This window comes from Agrobacterium sp. MCAB5, from assembly GCF_052114365.1.
Taxonomy (GTDB): Bacteria; Pseudomonadota; Alphaproteobacteria; order Rhizobiales; family Rhizobiaceae; genus Agrobacterium; species Agrobacterium tumefaciens.
Map to the genome: position 1 here is coordinate 136,263 of NZ_JBFREP010000006.1, position 20,884 is coordinate 157,146.

The 20,884-nt window shown below is 59.9% G+C and carries 18 protein-coding genes; all 18 read right to left on the bottom strand.

Going from position 1 to position 20,884, the window contains the following annotated elements; translation table 11 throughout:
- Positions 1-2: 2 nt before the first annotated feature.
- The 18 genes from gnd to AB4Z23_RS15660 all read right to left on the bottom strand — a co-directional run bounded on the left by gnd (position 3) and on the right by AB4Z23_RS15660 (position 20,826).
- Positions 3-1,007 carry a phosphogluconate dehydrogenase (NAD(+)-dependent, decarboxylating) gene (gene gnd / locus AB4Z23_RS15575; protein ID WP_013761314.1) on the bottom strand — a complete coding sequence of 335 codons (1,005 nt, stop codon included), beginning with the start codon at positions 1,005-1,007 and terminating at the stop codon, positions 3-5.
- 36 nt (positions 1,008-1,043) lie between these two features.
- Complete coding sequence (locus AB4Z23_RS15580; protein WP_441360339.1) at positions 1,044-3,449, bottom strand: glucan 1,4-alpha-glucosidase; 2,406 nt, start codon at positions 3,447-3,449, stop codon at positions 1,044-1,046.
- Between the two features lie 346 nt (positions 3,450-3,795).
- Entirely contained in the window at positions 3,796-5,193 is a 1,398-nt protein-coding gene (locus tag AB4Z23_RS15585) for an FGGY family carbohydrate kinase (RefSeq protein ID WP_025596024.1), read from the bottom strand.
- Complete coding sequence (locus AB4Z23_RS15590) at positions 5,193-6,455, bottom strand: NAD(P)/FAD-dependent oxidoreductase (protein ID WP_421413824.1); 1,263 nt, start codon at positions 6,453-6,455, stop codon at positions 5,193-5,195. Before AB4Z23_RS15590 ends, AB4Z23_RS15585 begins: the two co-directional genes overlap by 1 nt.
- Positions 6,452-7,849 carry an NAD(P)/FAD-dependent oxidoreductase gene (locus AB4Z23_RS15595; RefSeq protein ID WP_025596022.1) on the bottom strand — a complete coding sequence of 466 codons (1,398 nt, stop codon included), beginning with the start codon at positions 7,847-7,849 and terminating at the stop codon, positions 6,452-6,454. The genes AB4Z23_RS15590 and AB4Z23_RS15595 overlap by 4 nt, the downstream gene beginning before the upstream one ends.
- A gap of 105 nt (positions 7,850-7,954) precedes the next feature.
- Positions 7,955-8,731, bottom strand: a complete 777-nt coding sequence (gene eutC, locus AB4Z23_RS15600; protein WP_421368293.1) for an ethanolamine ammonia-lyase subunit EutC — start codon at positions 8,729-8,731, stop codon at positions 7,955-7,957.
- Positions 8,731-10,131, bottom strand: a complete 1,401-nt coding sequence (locus tag AB4Z23_RS15605; RefSeq protein WP_025596020.1) for an ethanolamine ammonia-lyase subunit EutB — start codon at positions 10,129-10,131, stop codon at positions 8,731-8,733. Before AB4Z23_RS15605 ends, eutC begins: the two co-directional genes overlap by 1 nt.
- 12 nt (positions 10,132-10,143) lie before the next feature.
- Complete coding sequence (locus AB4Z23_RS15610; RefSeq protein ID WP_013761321.1) at positions 10,144-10,938, bottom strand: ABC transporter permease; 795 nt, start codon at positions 10,936-10,938, stop codon at positions 10,144-10,146.
- A gap of 12 nt (positions 10,939-10,950) precedes the next feature.
- Positions 10,951-11,829: an ABC transporter permease gene (locus tag AB4Z23_RS15615; protein ID WP_019566396.1), complete on the bottom strand. Its 879-nt coding sequence runs from the start codon at positions 11,827-11,829 to the stop codon at positions 10,951-10,953.
- Positions 11,826-12,899: an ABC transporter ATP-binding protein gene (locus tag AB4Z23_RS15620; protein ID WP_019566397.1), complete on the bottom strand. Its 1,074-nt coding sequence runs from the start codon at positions 12,897-12,899 to the stop codon at positions 11,826-11,828. Before AB4Z23_RS15620 ends, AB4Z23_RS15615 begins: the two co-directional genes overlap by 4 nt.
- A gap of 264 nt (positions 12,900-13,163) precedes the next feature.
- Positions 13,164-14,204, bottom strand: a complete 1,041-nt coding sequence (locus tag AB4Z23_RS15625) for an ABC transporter substrate-binding protein (protein ID WP_003517684.1) — start codon at positions 14,202-14,204, stop codon at positions 13,164-13,166.
- 62 nt (positions 14,205-14,266) lie between these two features.
- A complete protein-coding gene (locus tag AB4Z23_RS15630; RefSeq protein WP_038493653.1) occupies positions 14,267-14,932 on the bottom strand; it encodes an RraA family protein in 666 nt (221 codons plus the stop codon).
- Between the two features lie 15 nt (positions 14,933-14,947).
- Positions 14,948-15,730, bottom strand: a complete 783-nt coding sequence (locus AB4Z23_RS15635; RefSeq protein WP_003517686.1) for a carbon-nitrogen hydrolase family protein — start codon at positions 15,728-15,730, stop codon at positions 14,948-14,950.
- Positions 15,731-15,877: 147 nt separating this feature from the next.
- Complete coding sequence (locus tag AB4Z23_RS15640) at positions 15,878-16,786, bottom strand: LysR family transcriptional regulator (protein WP_003517687.1); 909 nt, start codon at positions 16,784-16,786, stop codon at positions 15,878-15,880.
- 417 nt (positions 16,787-17,203) lie between these two features.
- On the bottom strand, positions 17,204-17,545 hold the full coding sequence (locus tag AB4Z23_RS15645) for a cupin domain-containing protein (protein WP_003517688.1): 342 nt from the start codon (positions 17,543-17,545) through the stop codon (positions 17,204-17,206).
- Between the two features lie 59 nt (positions 17,546-17,604).
- Entirely contained in the window at positions 17,605-18,930 is a 1,326-nt protein-coding gene (locus AB4Z23_RS15650; protein WP_421368301.1) for an NAD(P)/FAD-dependent oxidoreductase, read from the bottom strand.
- A 12-nt stretch (positions 18,931-18,942) separates the two neighbouring features.
- Positions 18,943-19,833, bottom strand: a complete 891-nt coding sequence (locus AB4Z23_RS15655) for an ABC transporter permease (RefSeq protein WP_003517690.1) — start codon at positions 19,831-19,833, stop codon at positions 18,943-18,945.
- A gap of 42 nt (positions 19,834-19,875) precedes the next feature.
- Positions 19,876-20,826 carry an ABC transporter permease gene (locus AB4Z23_RS15660; protein WP_013761327.1) on the bottom strand — a complete coding sequence of 317 codons (951 nt, stop codon included), beginning with the start codon at positions 20,824-20,826 and terminating at the stop codon, positions 19,876-19,878.
- Between the last annotated feature and the right edge of the window lie 58 nt (positions 20,827-20,884).

Consider the following 20,884-nt stretch of genomic DNA (forward strand, 5'->3'; position numbering starts at 1 on the left):
CCTCATTTTGCTTTTTCCAGATGGCCACCAAAGGCATTGCGCATGGCCGAGAGTACCTTGCCGGCAAACTCCGCCTCACCGCGTGAGGAGAAGCGCTCGAACAGGGCGGAAGCCAAAACAGGCGCAGGAACACCCGTTTCGACGGCCGCCTGAAGGGTCCAGCGCCCTTCGCCTGAATCTGACACCCGCCCGCCATACTGGTCGAGATGAGGGTCCTGCTTCAGCGCCTCCGCCGTCAGATCGAGCAACCACGAGCCGATGACAGACCCATGTCGCCAGACCTCCGTCACGGCAGGAAGATCGATGTCGAACTGGTAATATTGCGGGTGGGCGAGCGGCGCAGTTTCCGCATCGGCCTCCCGGTGCTGCGTGCCGGCATTCGCGGCCTTCAAGATATTCAGGCCTTCAGCATAGGCGGCCATGACACCGTATTCGATGCCATTGTGAACCATCTTGACGAAATGCCCTGCGCCTGACGGTCCGCAATGCAAATATCCCATTGGCGCCGTGCCGGTGACGGGATCGGCCGCGATGCCTTGGCCCGCACCGGGAGCGAGCGAAGCAAAAATCGGATCGAGCCGCTGCACAGCACCCAACGGGCCACCGATCATCAGAGAATAGCCGCGCTCCAGACCCCAGACGCCACCGGATGTACCGGTGTCGATGAAGTCGATGCTACGGGGCGCAAATTCCGCCGCCAAATCGATGGCATCCCGGTAGAAGGAGTTGCCGCCATCGATGATGGCATCGCCCGCCTGCAATCTGGCGGCAAAGTCACGAGCAATTTTCGGCGTTATTGCCGCCGGCAGCATTAGCCAGACGGCGCGTGGCGGTGACAGCTTCGCAACCAGGTCGTCTGGCGAGGTCGCGCCAACTGCGCCTTCCTTCACCAATGCTGCGACATTGTCGAGATTGACGTCGAAGACCACGCAATCATGACCCTGTTTCAGAAGACGGCGCACCATGTTTGCGCCCATTCGTCCAAGCCCAACCATTCCGATCTGCATGCTGACACTCCATTTGTCCAATGCGCGATATGTACTTCATTCGCCGAGGCGAACGGTGAAATCCTGGTTTTCCCAATTCCCTGTGTTTGGCCAAAAGAAAGTAAAAACGATTGCGTCGCCCGCCGCCATATCCTGAACGGGCAAGTCGACGAAATATGTGCCAAGGCCGGAAGCACTCGTTCTGGTGTCGCTGGTCGTCACCCAGCCATCCGCACTCCAGTGCACGACAGCATCATCCGTCAGTTCGAGCCGCAACATCTTGCCGGCCGGCATCCCGGCAATCTTGTTATTGAAACACCAGATCCGAAGGTGCGACGGCGTCTTGTTGAGGATGTAGCGCTCCACACCCTGCGGCGGCACGTCGAAAACGGAACCATCGGCAAGCGACCGCAGAAGTTTGATATGTTCAGCATGCGCCCAGACCAGCGGCATCGCACTTCCTGAGGGCTGGCCGTAGAAAAGCTCGTATTCGGGGATGTCGGGCTGGTCCCAGAGCTGCTCGGGGAAAAGGCCGTTCCCACCGGCCGATTTCTCCAGCGTTACCAGCAGCGCTTCGGCCACCTCCCGCCTTCCCGCAGCAAGCTCGTAATGGGCGCGTTCGCCGGTTAAAAGCGGCCATGGCCGCCCCTGCCCGGTGCCGTCGAATGCTGCTCCATCGGCGTGCTCACCATATCCATCGCCCGTATATCTATACCATACAGGCCCCTGCGGCAGATCGGCACGCAGGCAATGGTCGATTGCTTTGATCGTCGCGAGAATATGCGGATCGTCAGGCGCGCGCAGGCCGAAGCGAACAAGGGCAAGCGCATCGGGACTGATGACGTCGCTGGTCGGCAGCGTGGAACGGTCCGGCGTCTGGTTGCGGATGGGCGTATCGCCGAATGGTCGAGCTACGTCGGTCGCGTCAGGCGAAGCGATGCGAACATAGTGGCCGGAAATGCCAAGCGCGGCGCAGAATGTCTCGTCACCGGCAAAGGTCCATTGTTCGATCTGCTCGTTCCAGCAATCAGCCGTTTCCCGTAGATGCACGGCTTCGGCAGCATCACCGTCCATATCGATAAGGTCGGCAGCGGCAAGCAGCGCAGCGATCTCGACGGCAAGGGTGAAGGGACTGTAGCCGGCATCCTCTTCCCACCTGTCCTCACCGGTCGTCGGGCCGTTTGCCAGAATATAGGCCGCGGCGCGGTGGATCATCGGCATAAAATCCGCCCGCGTGGCATGATCCAGGTGACCATGTCGATGCAGCATATCCGCCAGCAGGATCGGAAAGGCGCATTCATCCATCTGGACGCCTGGCCAATAGGGTTTGCCATCCAGCCAGAGATTTTGCGGCCAGCGGCCCGATGGCTGCTGTACCTGACGAAGATAATTGAGGATCGCCAGCGCCTCGTGGTGATCGCCGGCCGCCAGAAATCCGCCGGCCGCTTCCACCAGATCGCGCGGCCAGACCAGGTGATAACCACCGAGATCGTCATCGCTCTTCGATGCTCCCCAAGGGATCGACAGGCTTGCAACAACAGCGCCCGGTCGGTCGGCGGCACGATGTGCGGCGAGCACTGCTGTCGACACCCGATAGGAATTGATGCCGTGATGCGTATCGCGGTCGAGCGTTTCCAGCCGGTCTTGCCAGTTGCGCCAGTTGGCAACGTAGGCCTCGTGCGCCCGTTCAAAGCCATGCTTCAGACTATAAACGGCCGCCGCAGCCGCTTCATATTCCGTCTCGCCAAAGCCGAGCGCCACTGTTGCCGCGCCATTGACATCACTGAAGTCGATCTCACCTGCCAGCGAGACATTTCCGTCATCGGCTCGCTGGTACTCTTCAACGATGCGTCCGTGCCGATGCAACTGCTGCCAACCATCGGAAACACCCACGAAACCGGCGCTGACTGCCCGCCAGGGCAGATCGCAGACAAGCGCAAGATATCGTGAACGGCCGGTCGCGAAGAGGACCTGATGTCCCTCATAGTCGCCAATCCAAGCCGAGTTAAGATTGCCTGCATTGACGAGATGAGGTGCCAGCAGCGCAGTCACGCGATAATCCGAAATTTGTCCCTTCAGGGGAATGAACGAAAGCTGCTGAAGAACACTGGCCCGCGCGGGATCGCTGATCACCTGTTTCTCAATTCTGAACGAGCCATCCGTCGCCGTATTGGTAATGTGAAATGCCGGAATTCCACTTTTAAAAGGGCGGGTGACGGATACGCAGTCGCGTTTTTCTTCCGAAAAGTAACCCTCAGGCCCAGTGACAACAAAACCGAGATCGCGGGTGCAGGCACTGTCTATCCTCGGATAATAGACCTCGTTCAGAATGCCGTGGCTGAGCGTGAACCAGATAGGCGATGCTTCCGACAGCGCAGTGCCGACCCCGTTTTTGGCGCTCGACGTCCAGCGCGCTTCTATGCCAGGCGCGCCCGGTGCAAAATCCAGTCCGGTGCGCATCATGAAATGTCTCGGTTACGCTGATGAGGCAGGCGAAAGTGGCGCGAATTGCAGTCCTGAACAGTCATGACGGGGTATCTCGACCTTGAACCAAGGCTCTGTTCCTGGATAACAACAGGAAACGGGCTTACCGGTTCCTTGCTCATATCCACAACGGATGCAGCCTCGCCATAAAGCTAGGTATTGGCGAACTGGTACACAACTAAAGATTTGGTAATTTAAGCCGCGCCGCGCGTTGGAGGTTTTTGGTTGCAGGACCAACACGCTCAGCCACCGAGCCGCCGCTAGAGCGGGCGGCCGTTGTGGATCACACCGATATTGCCGATGAACCGGCTATTCCAAGTGGATATCAACCGCCCGACCAGCCCCTTGCGTTGCCTATGGCGCGTGAGAAGCGAGCGTGATCCGCTTCTTCGACCGATCCGTCGGGTTTGAATATCTCGGCATCTTTTCGCATGGCGGTTACATCGATATCGCACAGTTCCGCGAGACCAAGCGCCGTCAACTCGCGCATGGCCGGAACGCAGATGGTCCGACCACTGGCAGCGGCCAGGAAACGGGCGAAATAGCGACTGTTCGACAGGCCGCCATCTATCGAAATCGTATCGCCGATGGGAACGAAAGTCTGCGCGGCTTCGATCAACCGAACCGTCAGCAAGGCAATGCCCTCAAGCAGGGCGCGCACCATGTCACTCCGCGCCGTTGCGTGGTCCATGCCGATGAAAAGCGGTACGGCCTGTCTATCCCAATATGGCGCAGCAAGGCCTGAAAATGCAGGCACGAACACCAGTCCACGACGAACGGCCGATGAACCCTCAAAACCGTCAAGTTCGGTATTGTCAACATAAAGGCCGATCTTTCGCGCCCATTCCAGCGCGGCACCGGCGTCATAAACCCCGCCTTCTATGGCGAAAACGGCTGCGCCGCCTTGCTTCTGCCAGCCAATGGTGGGCAGAAGCTCCCCCGCCAACGGGCGTTCGTGACCAGCGATGGCCAACAGGAAGGCGCCCGTGCCGAAGGTTATCTTACAATCGCCCGGTTTGCGGCAACCGTGCCCATAAAGCGCCGCCTGCTGATCGACGATGGAAACGCGAATGGGCGTTCCCTCGATAGAACCGAAGCCGCCATTAACAGGACCGATTGCGGGCAGGCAATCCAGCGGCACCCCATGAAGAGCGCAGAGTTCCGGGCTCCAGGCACCGGTTGCCAGATCAAGCAGTCCCGTCCGCGAGGCCGTTGCAAGGTCGGTGCGGAAACAGCTTGCAAGCCGATCCAGAAAGAATGCGTCGGTTGTGCCCAGGCGTAACCGCCCTTCGGCTCTCGCCCGTGCCACCGCCGGATTGTGCCTTAGCAACCACGACAGTTTGCTTGCCGAAAAATAGGGATCGAGCGGCAATCCGCAAATCTCTTTCGATCGTTCCGCAGCTGATTGGGGCAAAGCGGCCAGGGCTTCGGCGGTGCGGGCATCCTGCCAGACGATGACCGGCGACAGCGCTTCCCCACTCTCGGCATCCCACGCCAGGCAACTCTCGCCCTGGTTGGCGATCGCGATCGCATCTACCGGCCCGGCATCGGCCAGTACCGCGCGGATGTTGCGCAACAGCTCTTCCGGATCATGCTCCACACGGCCGGGGTTTGGATAGAACTGTGCATGACGCAGGCTTGAGACGAGTTGCGCCGTGCCACCGTCGCTTATCACAAGGCATCGGGTCGACGTCGTTCCCTGATCGATCGCCGCTATGCGCATCAATTCGTCTCCTGAAAGTGAAAGGCAATCTGGGTCGCCTCAATGGCGGCGCGGGGAATGGGCACAAGCACACGGCGTTCCGGCAGCCATCGGCCGGACTTGCTCCACACTTCGGTTCCATCAAGATGAAGCGAAAGCCTGCCTTGAACACGTCTGATGAAGCGCAGCTGAAAATCGAGAAAAGCCGGCCGGTCAAGTCCCCCCGATCGCACCATGGTGGGTACCGCGAGTTTGAGCGGGTCGGCGAAAGCGATACGCACTGCCTTTGCGTTGCAGGGTTCGCGGGTGAGATCGTCGGCAACGGCAGCACCCACGCGGCGGCCTTCGCGAAACGACCAGCCACCCGTTTCCACGGCCCGCAATACGTTCCCCGTAGCGAAGAACATCGGGTTGGCCATCCGGCCGTCCTGATCGATCGTAGGGCCATCGCTGCCTGCCGCCACATCAACAGGGGATGCGTCCAGAAGCGTTGCCTCCGGCGTGAACCGCCCGGTGAGGAGAACACCATCGCACTTGACGGTGAGGATACGGCCATCTGTCAGCCGGATGTCGGCCTCCTCGACACGACCGCTCCCACGAATGTCCACAAGTGTTGCGCGGCAATGAAAGGGCACTCCGACCAATCGGGGAAACCACCGGAAAAGCGACCGCGCCAGCGGTTCCGGCTCAGGCTCGATCATCGCCACCGGCCGCGCGCCATGCGTCAGGCACGTGAGAAGCGCGGAAAAGGAAACCAGTTCCGAACCAAGGATAAGCGGCCGGCGAAAGGGCATGATGCCGTGAAAGGCGACATAGGATTGCAGCGTGCCAGTGGTGATCACTCCCACCGGCCGGTCGCCCGGCAGGAGCCGCGCTGAGCGTGGTTTTTCCCGCGCGCCGGTCGCCAGCACAACGCGCCGGGCCTTCAACGTCTCCACGCCGCGCGCAGACGTAACCAGCAGCGTACCGTCCTGTCCGAGTTCCACCACGGAATGACCGGTGCGGACATCAACGCCCGCATCCTGCACCTGCCGCTGCAGACGTCGCGCATAGGCCGGGCCGAAATAAACGCGTCCGAATTCGCGCATGCCGAAAGGCGAATGTGTGCAATGACGGGGTACGCCGCCAAGGGCTGGCTCACGCTCGAGGATCGTCACACGCGCAACGCCGCGTGCTTTTAGCTCCAGCGCTGCCGCCACGCCCGCCGGGCCGCCGCCGACCACGATTACATCTGCATCCGGAACGTTTTTTTGCATCTGCTGAAAAGGCTTCCGGGAGCTCATCGATCGTCTCCCGGACGGACCGCAAGCGGTACAGCCAGACGGTCGCCCGTCATCGCGGCCAGCCGGGCGTTGCAGTAAAATCCCTGACAGCGCCCCATGCCGGCGCGGGTGCGCCGCCGCAGACCTCCGAAATCACCCGGCGGCACCGGGCTGGAAAATGTCGCCTCGATCTCACGGCGGGTGACAAGCTCGCAATGGCAGACGATTTCGCCATGATCAGCGCGCTGCCAGTCCCGCTCGCAGGTTTCGCTCAGGTTCGGCATCGTCACATGAGGCACTGCGGGCGGGGGCATGAAGCGCGTGCCGAAACTTTCGTGAAGCGCCAGAGCGTGCTGCGCCAGACCAAGTGCCGCACTGAGACCGGTGGATCGCACGCCGCCAAGCGTGATCGCGCGCCGGTCCGGCCGTGCGGAAATCCGGTAATGTTTCTTCTCGGAGGCCGGGCGCAAGCCGGCATAGATAGCGGTCACGGGAATGGAGGCGAGTGCCGGAACGATCTCCCTGCCGCGCGTCAGCAGCGCTTCCAGCGCCGCCGTTTCTACCGTCGCACGCTCGCGGTCATCCTGTTCTTCCGCCGTCGGGCCGATGAGAACGTTGCCGAAGGCGGTTGGACACACAACGATGCCCTTGGTGATTTCGGTGGGAACGGGCAGGACGATGCGTGGCACGTGCCGGCGGGCGGCCTTGTCGAGAACGACGAATTGTCCCTTGCGAGGCTTGATGGTGAAGTCTGGGACAAGCCCCAGCCGCGCATCAACGATATCGCCGAACAATCCGGACGCATTGACAACGCTTGCCGCAAGGATCGGACCCGCCGTCGTCTCTATCCGCCACGCGCCATCAAACGCACCGGACAGGACTTCGGCGTTGCGCACCAGCTGCGCGCCAAGCGCCACCGCTTGCGTAAGATAGCCCAGCGGCGCGGACCAGGGATCGATGACATGTTCACCCGGAACTTCGAGTGCTGCGACAAGACGGTCGGACAAGCCGGGCATGGATTCCCGGGCCTGCCGGGCCGTGAGCAGACCGAGCTCGGAAATGCCGTTGCGTCGCCCCTGCTCGGCGATCGCCTCCAGGCTTTGCGCCTCGTCGGGATTCCACGCACAGACCAACGCGCCGGTTTCAACGAGGCTAAGGCCCATCTGCCTGTGGATGGACAGATATTCTGCCCGACCCGCCTTCACCAATTCCAGCTCCAGACTGCCTTCGGGCGCATCGAAGCCGGTGTGGAGGATAGCGCTGTTAGCCTTCGATGCCCCGGAAAGAATATCGGACCCCTTCTCGACGATCACGACCTTCGCACCAGCCAGTGCGAAACGACGGGCAACCGCGCAACCGACCACCCCGGCACCGATGACGGCGACGTCGAATGCTGTGGAGAGGCTCTGGACCATGGACTTGCCTTTATTTTCGTGGTTCGAAAGCGAAATCAACAGGCGCAACGGATCGAGCCGATGCACCTTGCCGGATCGTGGCTACGAATGAGATCTGCTTTGTTTCTAGTCGGACAAAGCCGTCAGCGGCTTTTCGAATTCAACCAGCGTCACGCCACTTGTCTCCTGCTGGCACATGGCGCTGATCAGGGTCATGATCTTCCCCGCCGCTTCGACGGGCGGCACGCCACCATCACGAATATTGGAAATGCAGTTGCGTCGGGAGTCCGGCAGCCCGGTCTCCGGCCTGAAGGTGACATAGGCGCCAAGACTGTCGGCTGCCGAAAGGCCCGGCCGCTCGCCAATCAGGATCACCGCCACTTTTGCGCCGAGCACGGCTCCCACATCATCCGCCAGCGCAACCCGTGCCTGCGTGGCAAGTGTGATCGGCGCAACCGTCAATCCGTTGCTTGCGAGTGAATTAAGCAACGCCGTTGCCACCGGCACTGCATTCATCTCCACAGCCGTTGCGGAAAGCCCGTCGGCGATTACCAATGCGACATCGGCTCCCTTGGCCTGCCCGTCGAGCGCCAGACGGCCTTCGTCTGAAAGAGCACGGCCGAGATCGGGTCGGCGCAGGTAATCCGCACGGTCCTGCGCGCGGCTTGCGACATGCACGACATCCGCACCCGAAGCGCGCAAGTCACGCTCCATTTTTTCAATGTCCAGCGGACGCCACACTGCCTGGCGCGCCTGCGCATGATCCAACAGAAATGTCTGTACCGCGCGCGTGGGCGGGCTTGCACCCGTGCGGCCGAGCGCCACGCGTGCATCGGTTGCCAAACGCAGGGCCTTGAGACGTTCCGGCGGGCTGGAGATGAGGGAGGGCCGGCGGTCACGCATCAGGCGGCGTCCCTTCCAAGAAAATCAAGTTCGCGAAGCCCGCGGTTCATCAGCGCAGGGTTCTCGATCATATGGCCGGCGGCATCCGTCACGCCCATATTCACCAGCCACTCCTCAAACTCCGGCGCAGGCCGACGCTTCAGCGTTTCGCGGGCATAGATTGAATCGTGATGGGAAAGCGTCTGGTAGTTCAGCATGACGTCGTCCGAGCCTGGCACGGTAATGACGAAGTTCACATCAGCGGCGCACAGCATGGTCAGCAGCACGTCCATGTCTTCCTGGTCGGCATCGGCGTGGTTGGTGTAGCAGACGTCGACACCCATCGGCAGGCCAAGCAGCTTTCCGCAGAAATGATCTTCAAGCCCGGCGCGAATGATCTGCTTGCCATTATAGAGATATTCCGGACCGATGAAGCCGACGACGGTATTCACCAGAAGCGGCGAGAATTCGCGCGCCACGGCATAGGCACGCGCCTCCATCGTTTGCTGATCGACACCAAAATGCGCATCGGCCGACAGGGCAGCCCCCTGCCCCGTCTCGAAATACATGAGGTCGCTGCCGATAGTTCCGCGCTTCAGCGACTGACCAGCCTCATGAGCCTCTCGCAGAACGGCAAGATCAATGCCGAAGCCCGCATTGGCCTTCTGGGAACCCGCAATCGACTGGAAAACCAGATCGACGGGTGCAGCGCGCTCCATCGCCCTGATAGCCGTCGTCACATGGCCAAGGCAGCAGGTCTGGGTTGGGATGTCCAGCCATTGCCGCAGATCGTCAAGCAACTGCACGACGCGGATATAGTCCGTCACAGCGCTGGTGGCCGGGTTAACACCGATCACCGCATCGCCGCTCCCCAGCAGCAACCCGTCAATGGCCGAGATGGCGATGCCACGGGAACTGTCAGTCGGATGATTTGGCTGGTTGCGGGTGGACAGGCGGCCGGAAATACCAATCGTGTTGCGAAAACGGGTCACGACCTCCCGTTTGGCCGATACCGTCACGAGATCCTGCAGACGCATGATCTTGGAGACTGCCGCCACCATTTCCGGTGTCAAACCCCAACTTACCGCCTCAAGTTCCGCGTGCCCGACCTTGGAATTGAGCAGCCACTCGCGAAATTCGCCAACCGTCAGAGAAGACACCGGCGCGAAGGCCAGTGCGTCGTGCTGGCGCGCGATCAGGGCCGAAATCTCGTCCTCGTCCGAGGCGATCAATTCCTGTGCAACAAAGGTGGAAAGCGGCAGATCGGCCAGCGCCATCTGCGCCGCCAGTCTCTCCACCGGCCCTTCCGCCGCGATCCCGGCCAATTGGTCACCGGACCTTTCCGGCGTCGCCTTTGCCATCAGGGTTTTCAGATCGTCGAAACGATAGGTCGTGCCGGCTGCGATCTGTCGATAAGCCATTTTTCCGGCCCCTTACTTCACGAAAGTCTTCGTCAGGCCCACCGTGCGGTCCACGATCAGGACGACGGCAAGCGTGAGCACGATCAGAAGAACGGAGATGGCGGCAACAAGCGGATCAGCCTGGGTTTCGACATGCTGATACATGGCAACGGGAAGCGTCGTGATGCGCGGACCGGTGAGGAACAGCGAAATCACGGCTTCATCGAACGAGACGAGAAAGGAAAGCGCTGCCGTTGCAACGATGCCAGGCGCGATCATCGGCATGGTGACGCGGCGAAAGACGGTAAGAGGTGACGCCCCGAGCGTGGAGGCGGCCTCCTCGTAGATCAGCGGCAGGCCCGCAAGCGACGTGGTGAGTACACGCAGCGCATAGGGCAACACGATGATTAGATGCGCGATCACCAGACCCGTGAATGTGCCGAGCAGGCCCGCACCGGCAAAGACGATCAGGATCGCAAGGCCAAGAACGATAGTCGGCAGAAGAAGAGGCGCGGTGAAGAAGGCGAGCAATGTATCCGCGCCAATCACCCGCATCCGCACGATGGCATAGGAGGCGGGCAGCGCAATCAGCATGGACAGAACGGTAACGATGACCGCAAGGAGCGTGCTGGTGCCCAGGGCGCCGATCATCTTGGAATTATGCATGAGATCCACATACCAGCGCAGGCTCCAGCCGGAGGGCGGGAAGGTCATGTAGCTGTCGGCCGAAAACGAGATCGGCACGACGAGCACCACGGGCGCAAGGAGGAAAAGGAACATGATGAAGGCGACAATTTTCAGCGCCAGCGGAGCGGGACGTTCTTCCATCTTCGATCTCCTTTACAGAATGGCCCGCAGCAGCCGGGAATAAAGCACCAGGGCGGCACCGAAAATAACGAGGATGATCATCGAAAGCGTAGCGGCGAGTGGCCAGTTGAGCGTCACGATGGCCTGATCATAGATTTCCGTTGCCAGAAGGAAGACGCGGCCACCGCCGAGCAGCTTGGGAGTGATGAACGAACTGACGGCCAGCACGAATGAGAGCAGGCAACCCAGGGCCACGCCGGGCATGGTGAGCGGCACGATGATCCGCCAGAACACTTTCCAAGGCGATGCGCCGAGCGTTTCAGCAGCTTCCTCGACGCGAGGATCAAGCCTGCCGAAGCCGGCGAGGAGCGCCAGGATCATATAGGGCATCAGGATTTCGGTAAGCCCGATGACGACGCCGATCTTGTTGAACAGCAGACGCACCCCGTCTTGCGCACCCAGTGCGAAGAGGATGTTGTTGATGAGGCCGTCATCCGCCAGGATTGCGATCCAGCCATAAGTGCGCACCACCGCCGAGGTGAGCAGCGGCGAAATGACCAGCACCAGCAAAAGCGTTTTCCAGCGACCCTGCGCCCGGTGAAGGTAGAGGGCGATGGGATAGGAGGCGAGCAGCGTGAGAACGGTGATCATAAGGCTGGTCAGAATGCTCTGACCAATCAGCTCGATATAAAAACCGTCGGTGAGTGTCGACGACCAGTTGTCGAGCGTATGGGCTTCCCCGAGACCGCCGCCGCCGAGGCTTTCGCGGAAGGAAAGCAGCAGCAGGTTGAAGACGGGCAACACGAAGGCCAGACCGTTGACCGCAATGATGGGTCCAAGAAGAAGGGTTGCGAGAAACACGATGGAAGAGGTACGGCCACCGGGAGCCGTGATCATGACCGCCGCCGTCATCGGTTTGCTCCGAAGACCAGAGTATCCTCCACGCGCCAGACGAGACTGACCGCGCTGCCTGCCGCGACCGGCGTTTCACCGCCGGACGTCGCGCGCTCCACGGACAGGGTCTGCCCGCCAGCGGCGATCTCGTAGTGGAGGATGTCGCCGGCATAATAGACATCGCGGACTTCGCCGGCGATGCGATTGACGGGCGCTCCGTCGAAATCGGGTACGGCGTCGCCAGCGACGGTCATGGCCATGCGATGCGGTCGTACCATCAGGTCGATCTTACCGCTGTGCGCACCGGGCGCTCGCAGCACCGCATCGCCGACCGTGATGCGGTCACCGGCGGCGTTGCCAACCAGCCTGTTGGTGCGACCGACGAAGGAGGCGACGAATGCCGTGGCTGGGCGCTCATAGAGATCGTGCGGCGTGCCAAGCTGTTCCAGGTGCCCGCCATTGAGCACAGCGACCTTGTCGCACATGCTGAGCGCCTCAACCTGATCATGCGTGACGAAGATGGAAGTGATGCCAAGCTGTTTCTGGATACGGCGAATCTCGGCGCGCATCTCGTCGCGCAGCTTTGCGTCGAGATTGGAAAGAGGTTCGTCAAACAAGAGAATGGACGGCTGGATGACGAGGGCGCGCGCCAGTGCGACGCGCTGCTGCTGGCCTCCGGAAAGCTGGGCAGGGCGACGGTCCTCGCGCCCTTCCAGACGCACCATGGCAATGGCCTCACGGGCACGGCGTTCCGCCTCGGCAGCAGGCACTTTGCGCATTTCAAGACCGAACATGACATTCTTGAGGACCGTCATGTGGGGGAAGAGCGCGTAGCTCTGGAAAACGAGGCCAATGTCACGCTTATAAGGCGCAAGTTTCGTCACGTCCTTGCCGTCGATCAGGATAGACCCCGAGGAGACAGGAGAGAGGCCTGCAATCATGCGCAACGACGTCGACTTGCCGCAGCCGGAAGGACCAAGGAAGGCAACCAGTTCGCCCTTGGGAATCTCGAGATTGAGATTATCCACGGCGACGATTGTCTCGTAGCGCTTGGTCAGTGAACGAATCGAGAGGAATCCTGGCTGCATGGTATCTGAAGTTCCCATTCTGGCTTCTTGCCTTTCTCCAGAACATCTCCGACCCGCAGGGAATCGGAAATGCCTTGGCCCTTGATCTACGCAAGCGCGGCGAAAATTCGCTGCGCCGTTTCGCGGTGCCCCCCGCGTCGGCTCCCACCTCTTCCGCCCCAGTGCCGACAGAGGAGATGATCCGAGTGTTTTGGTATGCTGCTTCCGCGACTGCCATGGGAGCCGCGGAAGTCCTTTCATTTTTTTGCGCTCTGCGCAGAAGTCTCAACGGCTGAGGGGAATGACCTTGCGGCGCCAGTCCTGCGTAATCTGGTCACGGACCTTCGAGAGGCCAATCCAATCCACCGGGATGACCTTGTCCATCGCCTTGACCACCGTGCGCTCACTCACATCGGCAGAGACAGAGGACTTGGAATTGGTCGGCGCATAATACATGGCGGCGGTAAAGGCAGCCTGGGCTTCCGGGCTCAGCGCATAATCAACGAACTTGCGCGCAGCCTCGGACGACGGACCACCCTTGACGAGGTTGAGCGTGTTGATCTGGAGGATCGTCCCTTCCTTCGGAAGAACCACCTTCATCTTGCCTTTGGAACCGTCAGCATTCACCTGGCTACGGGCGTTCCAGCCCACGCCCAGCGAAACCTGGCCGTTGACAACGTTCGGATAGACTTCCGGCTTCGGCTCCCAGGTCTGCACATTTGGAGCAACTTCAGCCATCGCATTGATGCCGGCATCGATGTTCTTGATGAAATCAGTGCCGCCATTCATATGGTCCATGATGATAGTGGTACCGATACCGACGATATCGGGGGCGCTCAGCATGGCGACTTTGCCCTTGAGGGCGCTATCCTTCAGAGCGTTCCAGCTGTCGGGAGCCGTCTTGATGGCATCGGTATTGTAGATGAGCACGAGATTGTCGAACGTTACGCCAACCCCGGCCACGCCTTCGAAGCGGGCATTAGGATATAGGTCGGCGACATTCTTGGTTACGCTTTCGTCGATCTTGTCAAACAAACCTTCGTCCGTACCTGTTTTGGCGACGGAGACGTCCATCAGAGCGATATCGGACTGCGGCGCAGCCTTCTGGGCGCGCAGCGAGCCGAGCATTGCAGCAGAGCCCTGCTGCGGGAAATATTCGATCTTGATATCAGGGTTAGCCGCCATGAAAGGTTCGATGACGGCCTTGGTGTAACGCTCCTGGAAAAGGCCGCTATAGCCGAGGAACGTCACGGTCTGCTGGGCGTGCGCCGGCAGAGCGGCCGCGCCGAGCATGAGAATCCCACTCAGAAGTATTGTTTTCTTCATTGTCCTGTTCTCCTCTATTGTTATTTGGAGTGGCGGACTGATCCGCCACCCATAAGACGATGTCAGGCGCTCAGCTTGGCCTGAACGAGCTTGTTGGCGCCAGAAATGTCCGGCAATTTCTCACCGTTGCGCAGACGCTCCAGAAGCACGAGTTCGGCTTCCTGCATGCCGATGGCGCGTTCAGCCATGGCTCTAGCCTGGCTTGGATGAAGAGCGACAACACCGCTTTCATCGCACAGGATCGCATCGCCCGGATTGATCACCTGGCCGCCGACGCTGATCGGAACGTTGATCGCGCCTTCGAGGCCGAGGATCTTGGTGGTGATGGGCGAAGGACCACGGCACCACATCGGCATGTCGACCTTGGCGAACTCCGAGAAGTCGGTCGCCGGGCCATCAACGACACCGGCCTTAACGCCGGCCATCTTCATGGTGTTGGTGATGACACCGCCCCAGCAGGCGTGACGGGTATCGCCGCAACGGTCGATGAGGACGATATCCCCGGGACGCACGAACTGCGACAGATAGTGGAGCATGGTCGAATCCGCATTGGGGATGCGCAGCGTGACGGCAGTGCCTGCCACACGTTTGCCCGGAAGGACCGCGCGGATTTCAGGATCGACGAAGCCGGAGTGAAGCACGTGACCGATCGTTGCGACTTCGACCTTCTCAAGAAGCTCGATGATGTCGGCACCGATCTGTTCGGGCATGGGGTTGGCGATAAACATTGAGTCTTTCTCCGATCAGAGAACGTGGTGGTTCGCCACCGGTACGTTGGCGCGCACCTTGGCCGAATAGTCGAAGTCAAGGACGGCACCGGCCGTTCCAACGCTGTCGGAGCATTGGGCGACGATGTGGCCCCACGGATCGATGACCATGGAATGCCCCCAGCATGCCTTCTTGCCACCCGCATGGGTGCCGATCTGGCCGACGGCCAGAAAGTAGGTCTGGGTTTCGACGGCACGGGCGCGCGCCAGAACTTCCCAATGGTCCTTGCCTGTCATCAGGGTGAAGGCCGCTGGCAGAACGATGACGTCTGCACCTTTGTCCCGCAGGGCGCGAAACAGTTCAGGGAAGCGAATATCGTAGCAGATGCCACAACCGACCGTCTTGTCGCCAACCTTGTAGGTCACCACTTCTTCGCCACGGGCAACGGAGTCGGATTCGCGATAGCTGATGCCGTTCGGCGTATCGACGTCGAACAGGTGCATCTTGCGGTAACGCGCGATCTGTTTGCCATCCGGCCCGAAAACGAGCGTCGAATTGTAAAAGCGATTGCCTTCCTTCTCGACGATGGAGCCGGCATGCAGCGTGATCGCGTGCTTCTTGGCCAGCCCCGAGAGCAGCGTGTAAATCTCGCCGTCAGGGAATTCCTCCCCGCTCTCATGCATCTCCTGGGGATTATCTCCAAGAAATGCAAAGTATTCCGGAAGAACAACAAGGTCAGGATTATCCGCCTTGACTGCCTTCTCAATAAGATCGGCAGCAACCTTAAGGTTTTCTGCCTTGTCATTCTGGGTATTCATTTGAACAAGTGAGACTTTCACGTTGCTCTCCTCTCATGTTGCGAGGAGAATTAAGAACGGGAACTGTTTTCATTACAAACGGAAAAACTCTATCGAAACCCATAAGGTAAGCTTATAGATTAATCATTTTGCGCTGCAGCGCAAAATTTAGGCGGCAGCCGTCATCCATTGCGTGGTGGTTTCACTGACGATTTCCGTCGCCATATCGGCAATGGCCCGGGCAATCGCGTTGTCGCCACGCTCCTGATAAACGGTGTGAAATGTGAGGGGTGGTACTGACGGACTAATGTCGAGAATACGCGCCTCACCGGATTTGATGATGCCGTCCACCAGCACACGCGGCAATGCGCCCACCCCAACGGCCGCGGCCACAAGGCGGGTCATGATCGACAGCGAATTGGAATTATAGATGCGGCTGTCGGACAACCCGTGAGAATCGAGCAACGCGCGCAACGCCTGATGTGGCTGCGAGCCTGTCGAGAAGGTAAGTAACGGAAAATGCGCGATATCTTCGAGTGTGACGCCCGTTTCTGGCAGCGGCAATTCGACCGCGCCAACCCAACAGGACTCGAACGTACAGAGCGGTGAATTGTAGATATTTGCAGCCATGATCGGCCCCATGATGAAACCGACATCCACCTCACCGTTTTGAATGCGCTGGGATAGTTTCAGGCTGGTGTCAATGGTCAGATCCAGGCTGACGCCGGGGTAACGTTCGTTCATGCGGCGAATGAGAAGCGGCAACCAGGCATAGACGATCGTGTCGGCAGCACCGATGCGCACGGTGCCTCTCAGCGCCTCCCGGCTACTCACGATCTGTCGGAACTCACCGGTCAGATTGACGATCTTTTCGGCATGCTGCAGCGCCAGACGACCAGCAGGTGTCAAGTTGACGCAGCGCACATCGCGCGTGAAAAGCACGACGCCAAGCTCCCTTTCGAGGGCGGCAATTCGGTTGGACACCGACGCCTGGGTGGTATTCAACCGTTCCGCGGCCGCCGAAAAGCTGTTCAGTCGTGCAGCCCAGAGGAAAGTTTCGAGAAATCGCGTATTCATGAGGTAAAATCTTCCCGCATGGCTCCGCGAGCCGGCACTAACGTCGCTGGCTCGTCTTGCCCTTGGTCCTTTGTGGTTCGAGTGCAAGTATGTCCGATGCACGCCCCCATAAGCAAGGGATCAACGCCCTGGCCCTGGCACCGCTTTTTCGCACCGGCTGGCGCTGGAAGAGGGATGACGGTCACAAGGATGTTTCAAATGAGTGGCCTGTTTTGCACCAGCTGCTTCCCAAACCATTGAACGCAAACAGGGCTCTGCGTCTCCTCGGAGCCCTGTTTCTTTAAATCTTTGATTGTCGGACCATCAGCGTTGCACCGGATCGCTGTGACGAAAGACAGATCGGCGAGACCTAAATCCTCGTGCCCCGCATACAGGACACAGCCTGCCTTAAGTCTGCAGGCACCCCTCCCCCAAACCTCACGGCTTAGGGATGACAGTTGCGAGCTTGCGGAACGGCGACAGGATTTCGAGGCGGCTTGGCACGCCCTTGGCGATGCTGATAATCGATCCGGGACCGATCTTCACCGGGACGGCTTCGCCCTGCGAATACATTGCCTCGCCCTCAACGACGACAAAAGTTTCCTCGAGGTCACGACCCGGATAGTTGTAAATACCGGGCTCGGCCTTCCAGACTGCGACGATCGTGCCATTTTCGATCGGGTCCTGCCATATCTGGCGACGATACGAACCGCCTTCACGGCCTTCGGCGGGCATGGCCGGAACAAGATCCACGTCATCGGAAATATTGAAAATCGGCATGGTCACGGGAATTCTCCTTGCTTTGTCAATGTTGGCACGGACCTTGTGGCCGCGCCGGTTCAGGCATGGGGTGGCAGTTCCGCCCCAGCTAGTTTCGTGGATATGTTGTCGCGCAGCCGGTAGTAACGCAGCGCCATTGCGGGTGCGAAACCCATAAAGAAGGGAGCTGCCTTCAGTGGTTCCAGCTTCAGGGCAAGCTCGTTCTCCGGCTTGCCAAGCGCCCATTCCGAAAGAATGGAACCGAGCATCGAGCCGGTCGGCACACCACGGCCCGAAAGACCGGTCAAAGCCACAACGCCCGGCGCGAGACCATAAAACCGCGGTACGGTGCGATATTGCATATCGAGTTCGCCGAACCAGAAATACTCCCAGCGGATCTCTTCCCGGAGCTTTGGATGCAGCCATTTGAGCCGTTCGCTCATGACCTGTCTCGTATAGGCCATGTCGCGGCCGCGGCGTCCCATGGGAAACATCGATGCGACGATCCGGCCTTCGGCATTGTATTTGTAGACGTAGATATCGCCGCGACCATCATGAATGGTCGTGTTCTGCGGCAGTACCGTCCGGCGTGTCTCTTCGGACAAAATTTGCGTAGCGGCAACGAACACGCGTTGAATCTTGAACGTCCGATCCAGCTTGGGCCAACCACCAACCGTATAAGCGCCAGTGGTGAAGATCACTTTCGACGCGACCACTTCTCCGCGATCGGTCTTGACCTTCCAGCCTCCGGTTATGTCGCGTTCGCAACCCGTCACTGCCGAGCCGGTAAATATCTTTCCGCGCTCCTGGATGACAGCACGGCCGAGACCGCGGGCGTAACCGAGCGGATTGAGGTGACCTGCCTCTTCATGCAGCCAGCCGCCGTCGAAACGCGGACTGCCGGTGACCGCTTCAACCTCGTCACGGTCGAGCAACCGGGTTTTCGCGCCCACCGCATTATAGGTCTCGACCTTGCGCCTGATCTCATCCATGGCGCCCTTATGCGGTGCGCCCATCACATAACCGTTCTGTACCCATTCGCAGTCGATCTGATAGTCGCGGATCATGCTCGAGACGCGGTTATTTGCCCGCGTTTGCCGTTCGATCAGCCGTTCCGCCCAGGGCTCGCCCAGCATCCTGCGCAGTTCTGGCAGGCTATAATGGGTAAAGGTCGGGGTGCAATGTCCGGCATTGCGGCCCGAACCGCCGAAGCCGATTTCCTGCCGCTCCAGAAGCACGACATTGATGCCGGTTTTCGCCAACTCCAATGCGGTCGTCAGACCGGTATAACCCGCGCCGACGACGCAGACATCGGCCCGCACGCGACCCGAAAGAGGCTCCGTATGCGGTGCTGAAGCTGCGGTCGCATACCACAGTGTCACGTCAAAGGGTGAGAACGAAACCATCTACCGACACCTTCAGTTCAGGTCGCTGCGCGCATCGAGCGCATCACGAAGCCCATCACCGATGAAATTGAAGCTGGTGACGGCAAGCGTGATGGCGACGCCCGGCACGATGGCGAGCCAGGGCGCCTTGTCGAGATATTGCTGGGCTCCGTTCAACATATTGCCCCAGCTCGGCAGCGGCGGCTGAATGCCATAACCGAGAAAGCTGATATAGGCCTCCAGAAGGATGGCACGCGCGACCGTCAGGGTCGCGGCAACGATGATGGGGCCGACAGCATTCGGCAGCAGTTCCCGGAACATGATCCAGCCATTGGGCAGGCCCAGCATACGGGCTGCCATGACGAAGTCGCGTTCGCGCAGAGACCGCACTTCCGCTTCAACCAGACGGGCAATTTCCATCCAGCTCGTGACGGCAATGATAACCGTGATCATGAACGGGCTCGGCTTGACGAAAGCAGCCAGAGCGAGAAGCAGGAAAATACTCGGGAAAGACAGAAAGGCGTCGACGAAACGCATCAGTATCGCGCCGATGCGCCCGCCATAATAACCGGCAACGACACCGATGATGGTGCCGATCAGTGTCGACAGCACCATGGCGAAAAACCCGACCAGCAGTGAAATGCGGCCGGCATTGAAAAGGCGCGCAGCTATGTCGCGTCCGAGCGGATCGGTGCCGAAAATATGGTAACCGGTCATCGGCGGGGCAAAACGGGCGCGCAGATCGATGAACAATTCATCGTAAGGCAAGAGATAGGGCCCGACCACGCAGGCGAAAATCATGACGGTGATCATGATGAGGCCGAGCACAGCAAGCTTGTGGCGGGCGAAACGGCGCAGCGTGCGGTTCTGCCACCAGTGGAACCGCGGTGCGGCCTGTGAGGGATGGAGGGTTGCAGCGGACATGGTCTTTCCTTCGATTGAGTGCGGCGTTTCGTCGATCCGGCTCTATCCGAGCCGGATGCGGGGATCGACGAGAGCGACCATGAGGTCAGCGAGCAAGCTTCCGATGAGCACGAGGATTGCGGAAAACATCAGAAGCCCCATCACGACGGGGTAGTCGTGATAACCAAGGCTATCGAGGAACAGGCGGCCCATGCCGGGCCAGGTAAAGACCGTCTCCGTGACAAGCGCGCCGCCGAGAATCGTCGGAAGCTGCAGACCGGCAAGGGTAATCATTGGCAGAAGTGCGTTGCCGACGACGTGTTTCATCAGAACCCGGCGCGGGGTCAGCCCCTTGGCGCGGGCGGTACGGACGAAATCCTGATTGATGACGTCAAGCGTCGCAGTCCGCATGTAGCGGCTCCAGACGGCGATGTTGACGAGGGCAAGTACCAGGCTCGGCATGATCAGGTGAATTGCATAGTCATAAAAAGACTGATCGCCGATCGTATACATGTTGCCCGCCGGTAGCCATTTCAGCCTGAGCGCGAAAACATAGATGGCCACCAGCCCGAACCAGAAGGTGGGAATTGACAGCGCGACCATGGCCCCGACCGTGGCGGTGTAATCGAACAGCGTGTAACGTTTGGTCGCGCCCTTGATACCGATCCAGGTGCCGACAAGGATGGATACGACGGTTGATGAGACCATCAACAGCAGGGTCGCAAACAAATGCCCGGAGATGATATCGAGAACCGGACGTTGGTCGCGATAGGATTTCCCCCAATCGCCTTGCAGCAGGCGCCAGGCCCATTCGAGATATTGCACCGGCAAGGGTCGATCGAGACCCATCTGGTGGGCGATGCGATCAAGCGCCTCCCGCGTCATGCCGGGCGTCAGGGCAAATTGTGACAATGGCCCGCCAGGCGCGAGGTTGAGGATGGCAAAACCGATGATCGAGACAAGCAGCAGAAGTACGAGGCTCTGCCATATTCGATGGAGAAGAAAGGTCAGCATGATGAGACTCCAGGTCGCATCGTGGAACTGGCTAGCAACCATCCACGAATAGCCGTAA

What these genes read in the sequence shown, in the direction of transcription:
- AB4Z23_RS15655 (WP_003517690.1), bottom strand. Translation starts at nt 19,833, where the DNA reads ATGTCCGCTGCAACCCTCCATCCCTCACAGGCCGCACCGCGGTTCCAC.
- AB4Z23_RS15610 (WP_013761321.1), bottom strand. Translation starts at nt 10,938, where the DNA reads ATGGAAGAACGTCCCGCTCCGCTGGCGCTGAAAATTGTCGCCTTCATC.
- AB4Z23_RS15620 (WP_019566397.1), bottom strand. Translation starts at nt 12,899, where the DNA reads ATGCAGCCAGGATTCCTCTCGATTCGTTCACTGACCAAGCGCTACGAG.
- eutC (WP_421368293.1), bottom strand. Translation starts at nt 8,731, where the DNA reads ATGCGTGACCGCCGGCCCTCCCTCATCTCCAGCCCGCCGGAACGTCTC.
- AB4Z23_RS15595 (WP_025596022.1), bottom strand. Translation starts at nt 7,849, where the DNA reads ATGGTCCAGAGCCTCTCCACAGCATTCGACGTCGCCGTCATCGGTGCC.
- AB4Z23_RS15645 (WP_003517688.1), bottom strand. Translation starts at nt 17,545, where the DNA reads ATGCCGATTTTCAATATTTCCGATGACGTGGATCTTGTTCCGGCCATG.
- AB4Z23_RS15635 (WP_003517686.1), bottom strand. Translation starts at nt 15,730, where the DNA reads ATGAATACCCAGAATGACAAGGCAGAAAACCTTAAGGTTGCTGCCGAT.
- AB4Z23_RS15605 (WP_025596020.1), bottom strand. Translation starts at nt 10,131, where the DNA reads ATGGCTTATCGACAGATCGCAGCCGGCACGACCTATCGTTTCGACGAT.
- AB4Z23_RS15660 (WP_013761327.1), bottom strand. Translation starts at nt 20,826, where the DNA reads ATGCTGACCTTTCTTCTCCATCGAATATGGCAGAGCCTCGTACTTCTG.
- AB4Z23_RS15580 (WP_441360339.1), bottom strand. Translation starts at nt 3,449, where the DNA reads ATGATGCGCACCGGACTGGATTTTGCACCGGGCGCGCCTGGCATAGAA.
- gnd (WP_013761314.1), bottom strand. Translation starts at nt 1,007, where the DNA reads ATGCAGATCGGAATGGTTGGGCTTGGACGAATGGGCGCAAACATGGTG.
- AB4Z23_RS15650 (WP_421368301.1), bottom strand. Translation starts at nt 18,930, where the DNA reads ATGGTTTCGTTCTCACCCTTTGACGTGACACTGTGGTATGCGACCGCA.
- AB4Z23_RS15590 (WP_421413824.1), bottom strand. Translation starts at nt 6,455, where the DNA reads ATGAGCTCCCGGAAGCCTTTTCAGCAGATGCAAAAAAACGTTCCGGAT.
- AB4Z23_RS15640 (WP_003517687.1), bottom strand. Translation starts at nt 16,786, where the DNA reads ATGAATACGCGATTTCTCGAAACTTTCCTCTGGGCTGCACGACTGAAC.
- AB4Z23_RS15615 (WP_019566396.1), bottom strand. Translation starts at nt 11,829, where the DNA reads ATGACGGCGGCGGTCATGATCACGGCTCCCGGTGGCCGTACCTCTTCC.
- AB4Z23_RS15585 (WP_025596024.1), bottom strand. Translation starts at nt 5,193, where the DNA reads ATGCGCATAGCGGCGATCGATCAGGGAACGACGTCGACCCGATGCCTT.
- AB4Z23_RS15625 (WP_003517684.1), bottom strand. Translation starts at nt 14,204, where the DNA reads ATGAAGAAAACAATACTTCTGAGTGGGATTCTCATGCTCGGCGCGGCC.
- AB4Z23_RS15630 (WP_038493653.1), bottom strand. Translation starts at nt 14,932, where the DNA reads ATGTTTATCGCCAACCCCATGCCCGAACAGATCGGTGCCGACATCATC.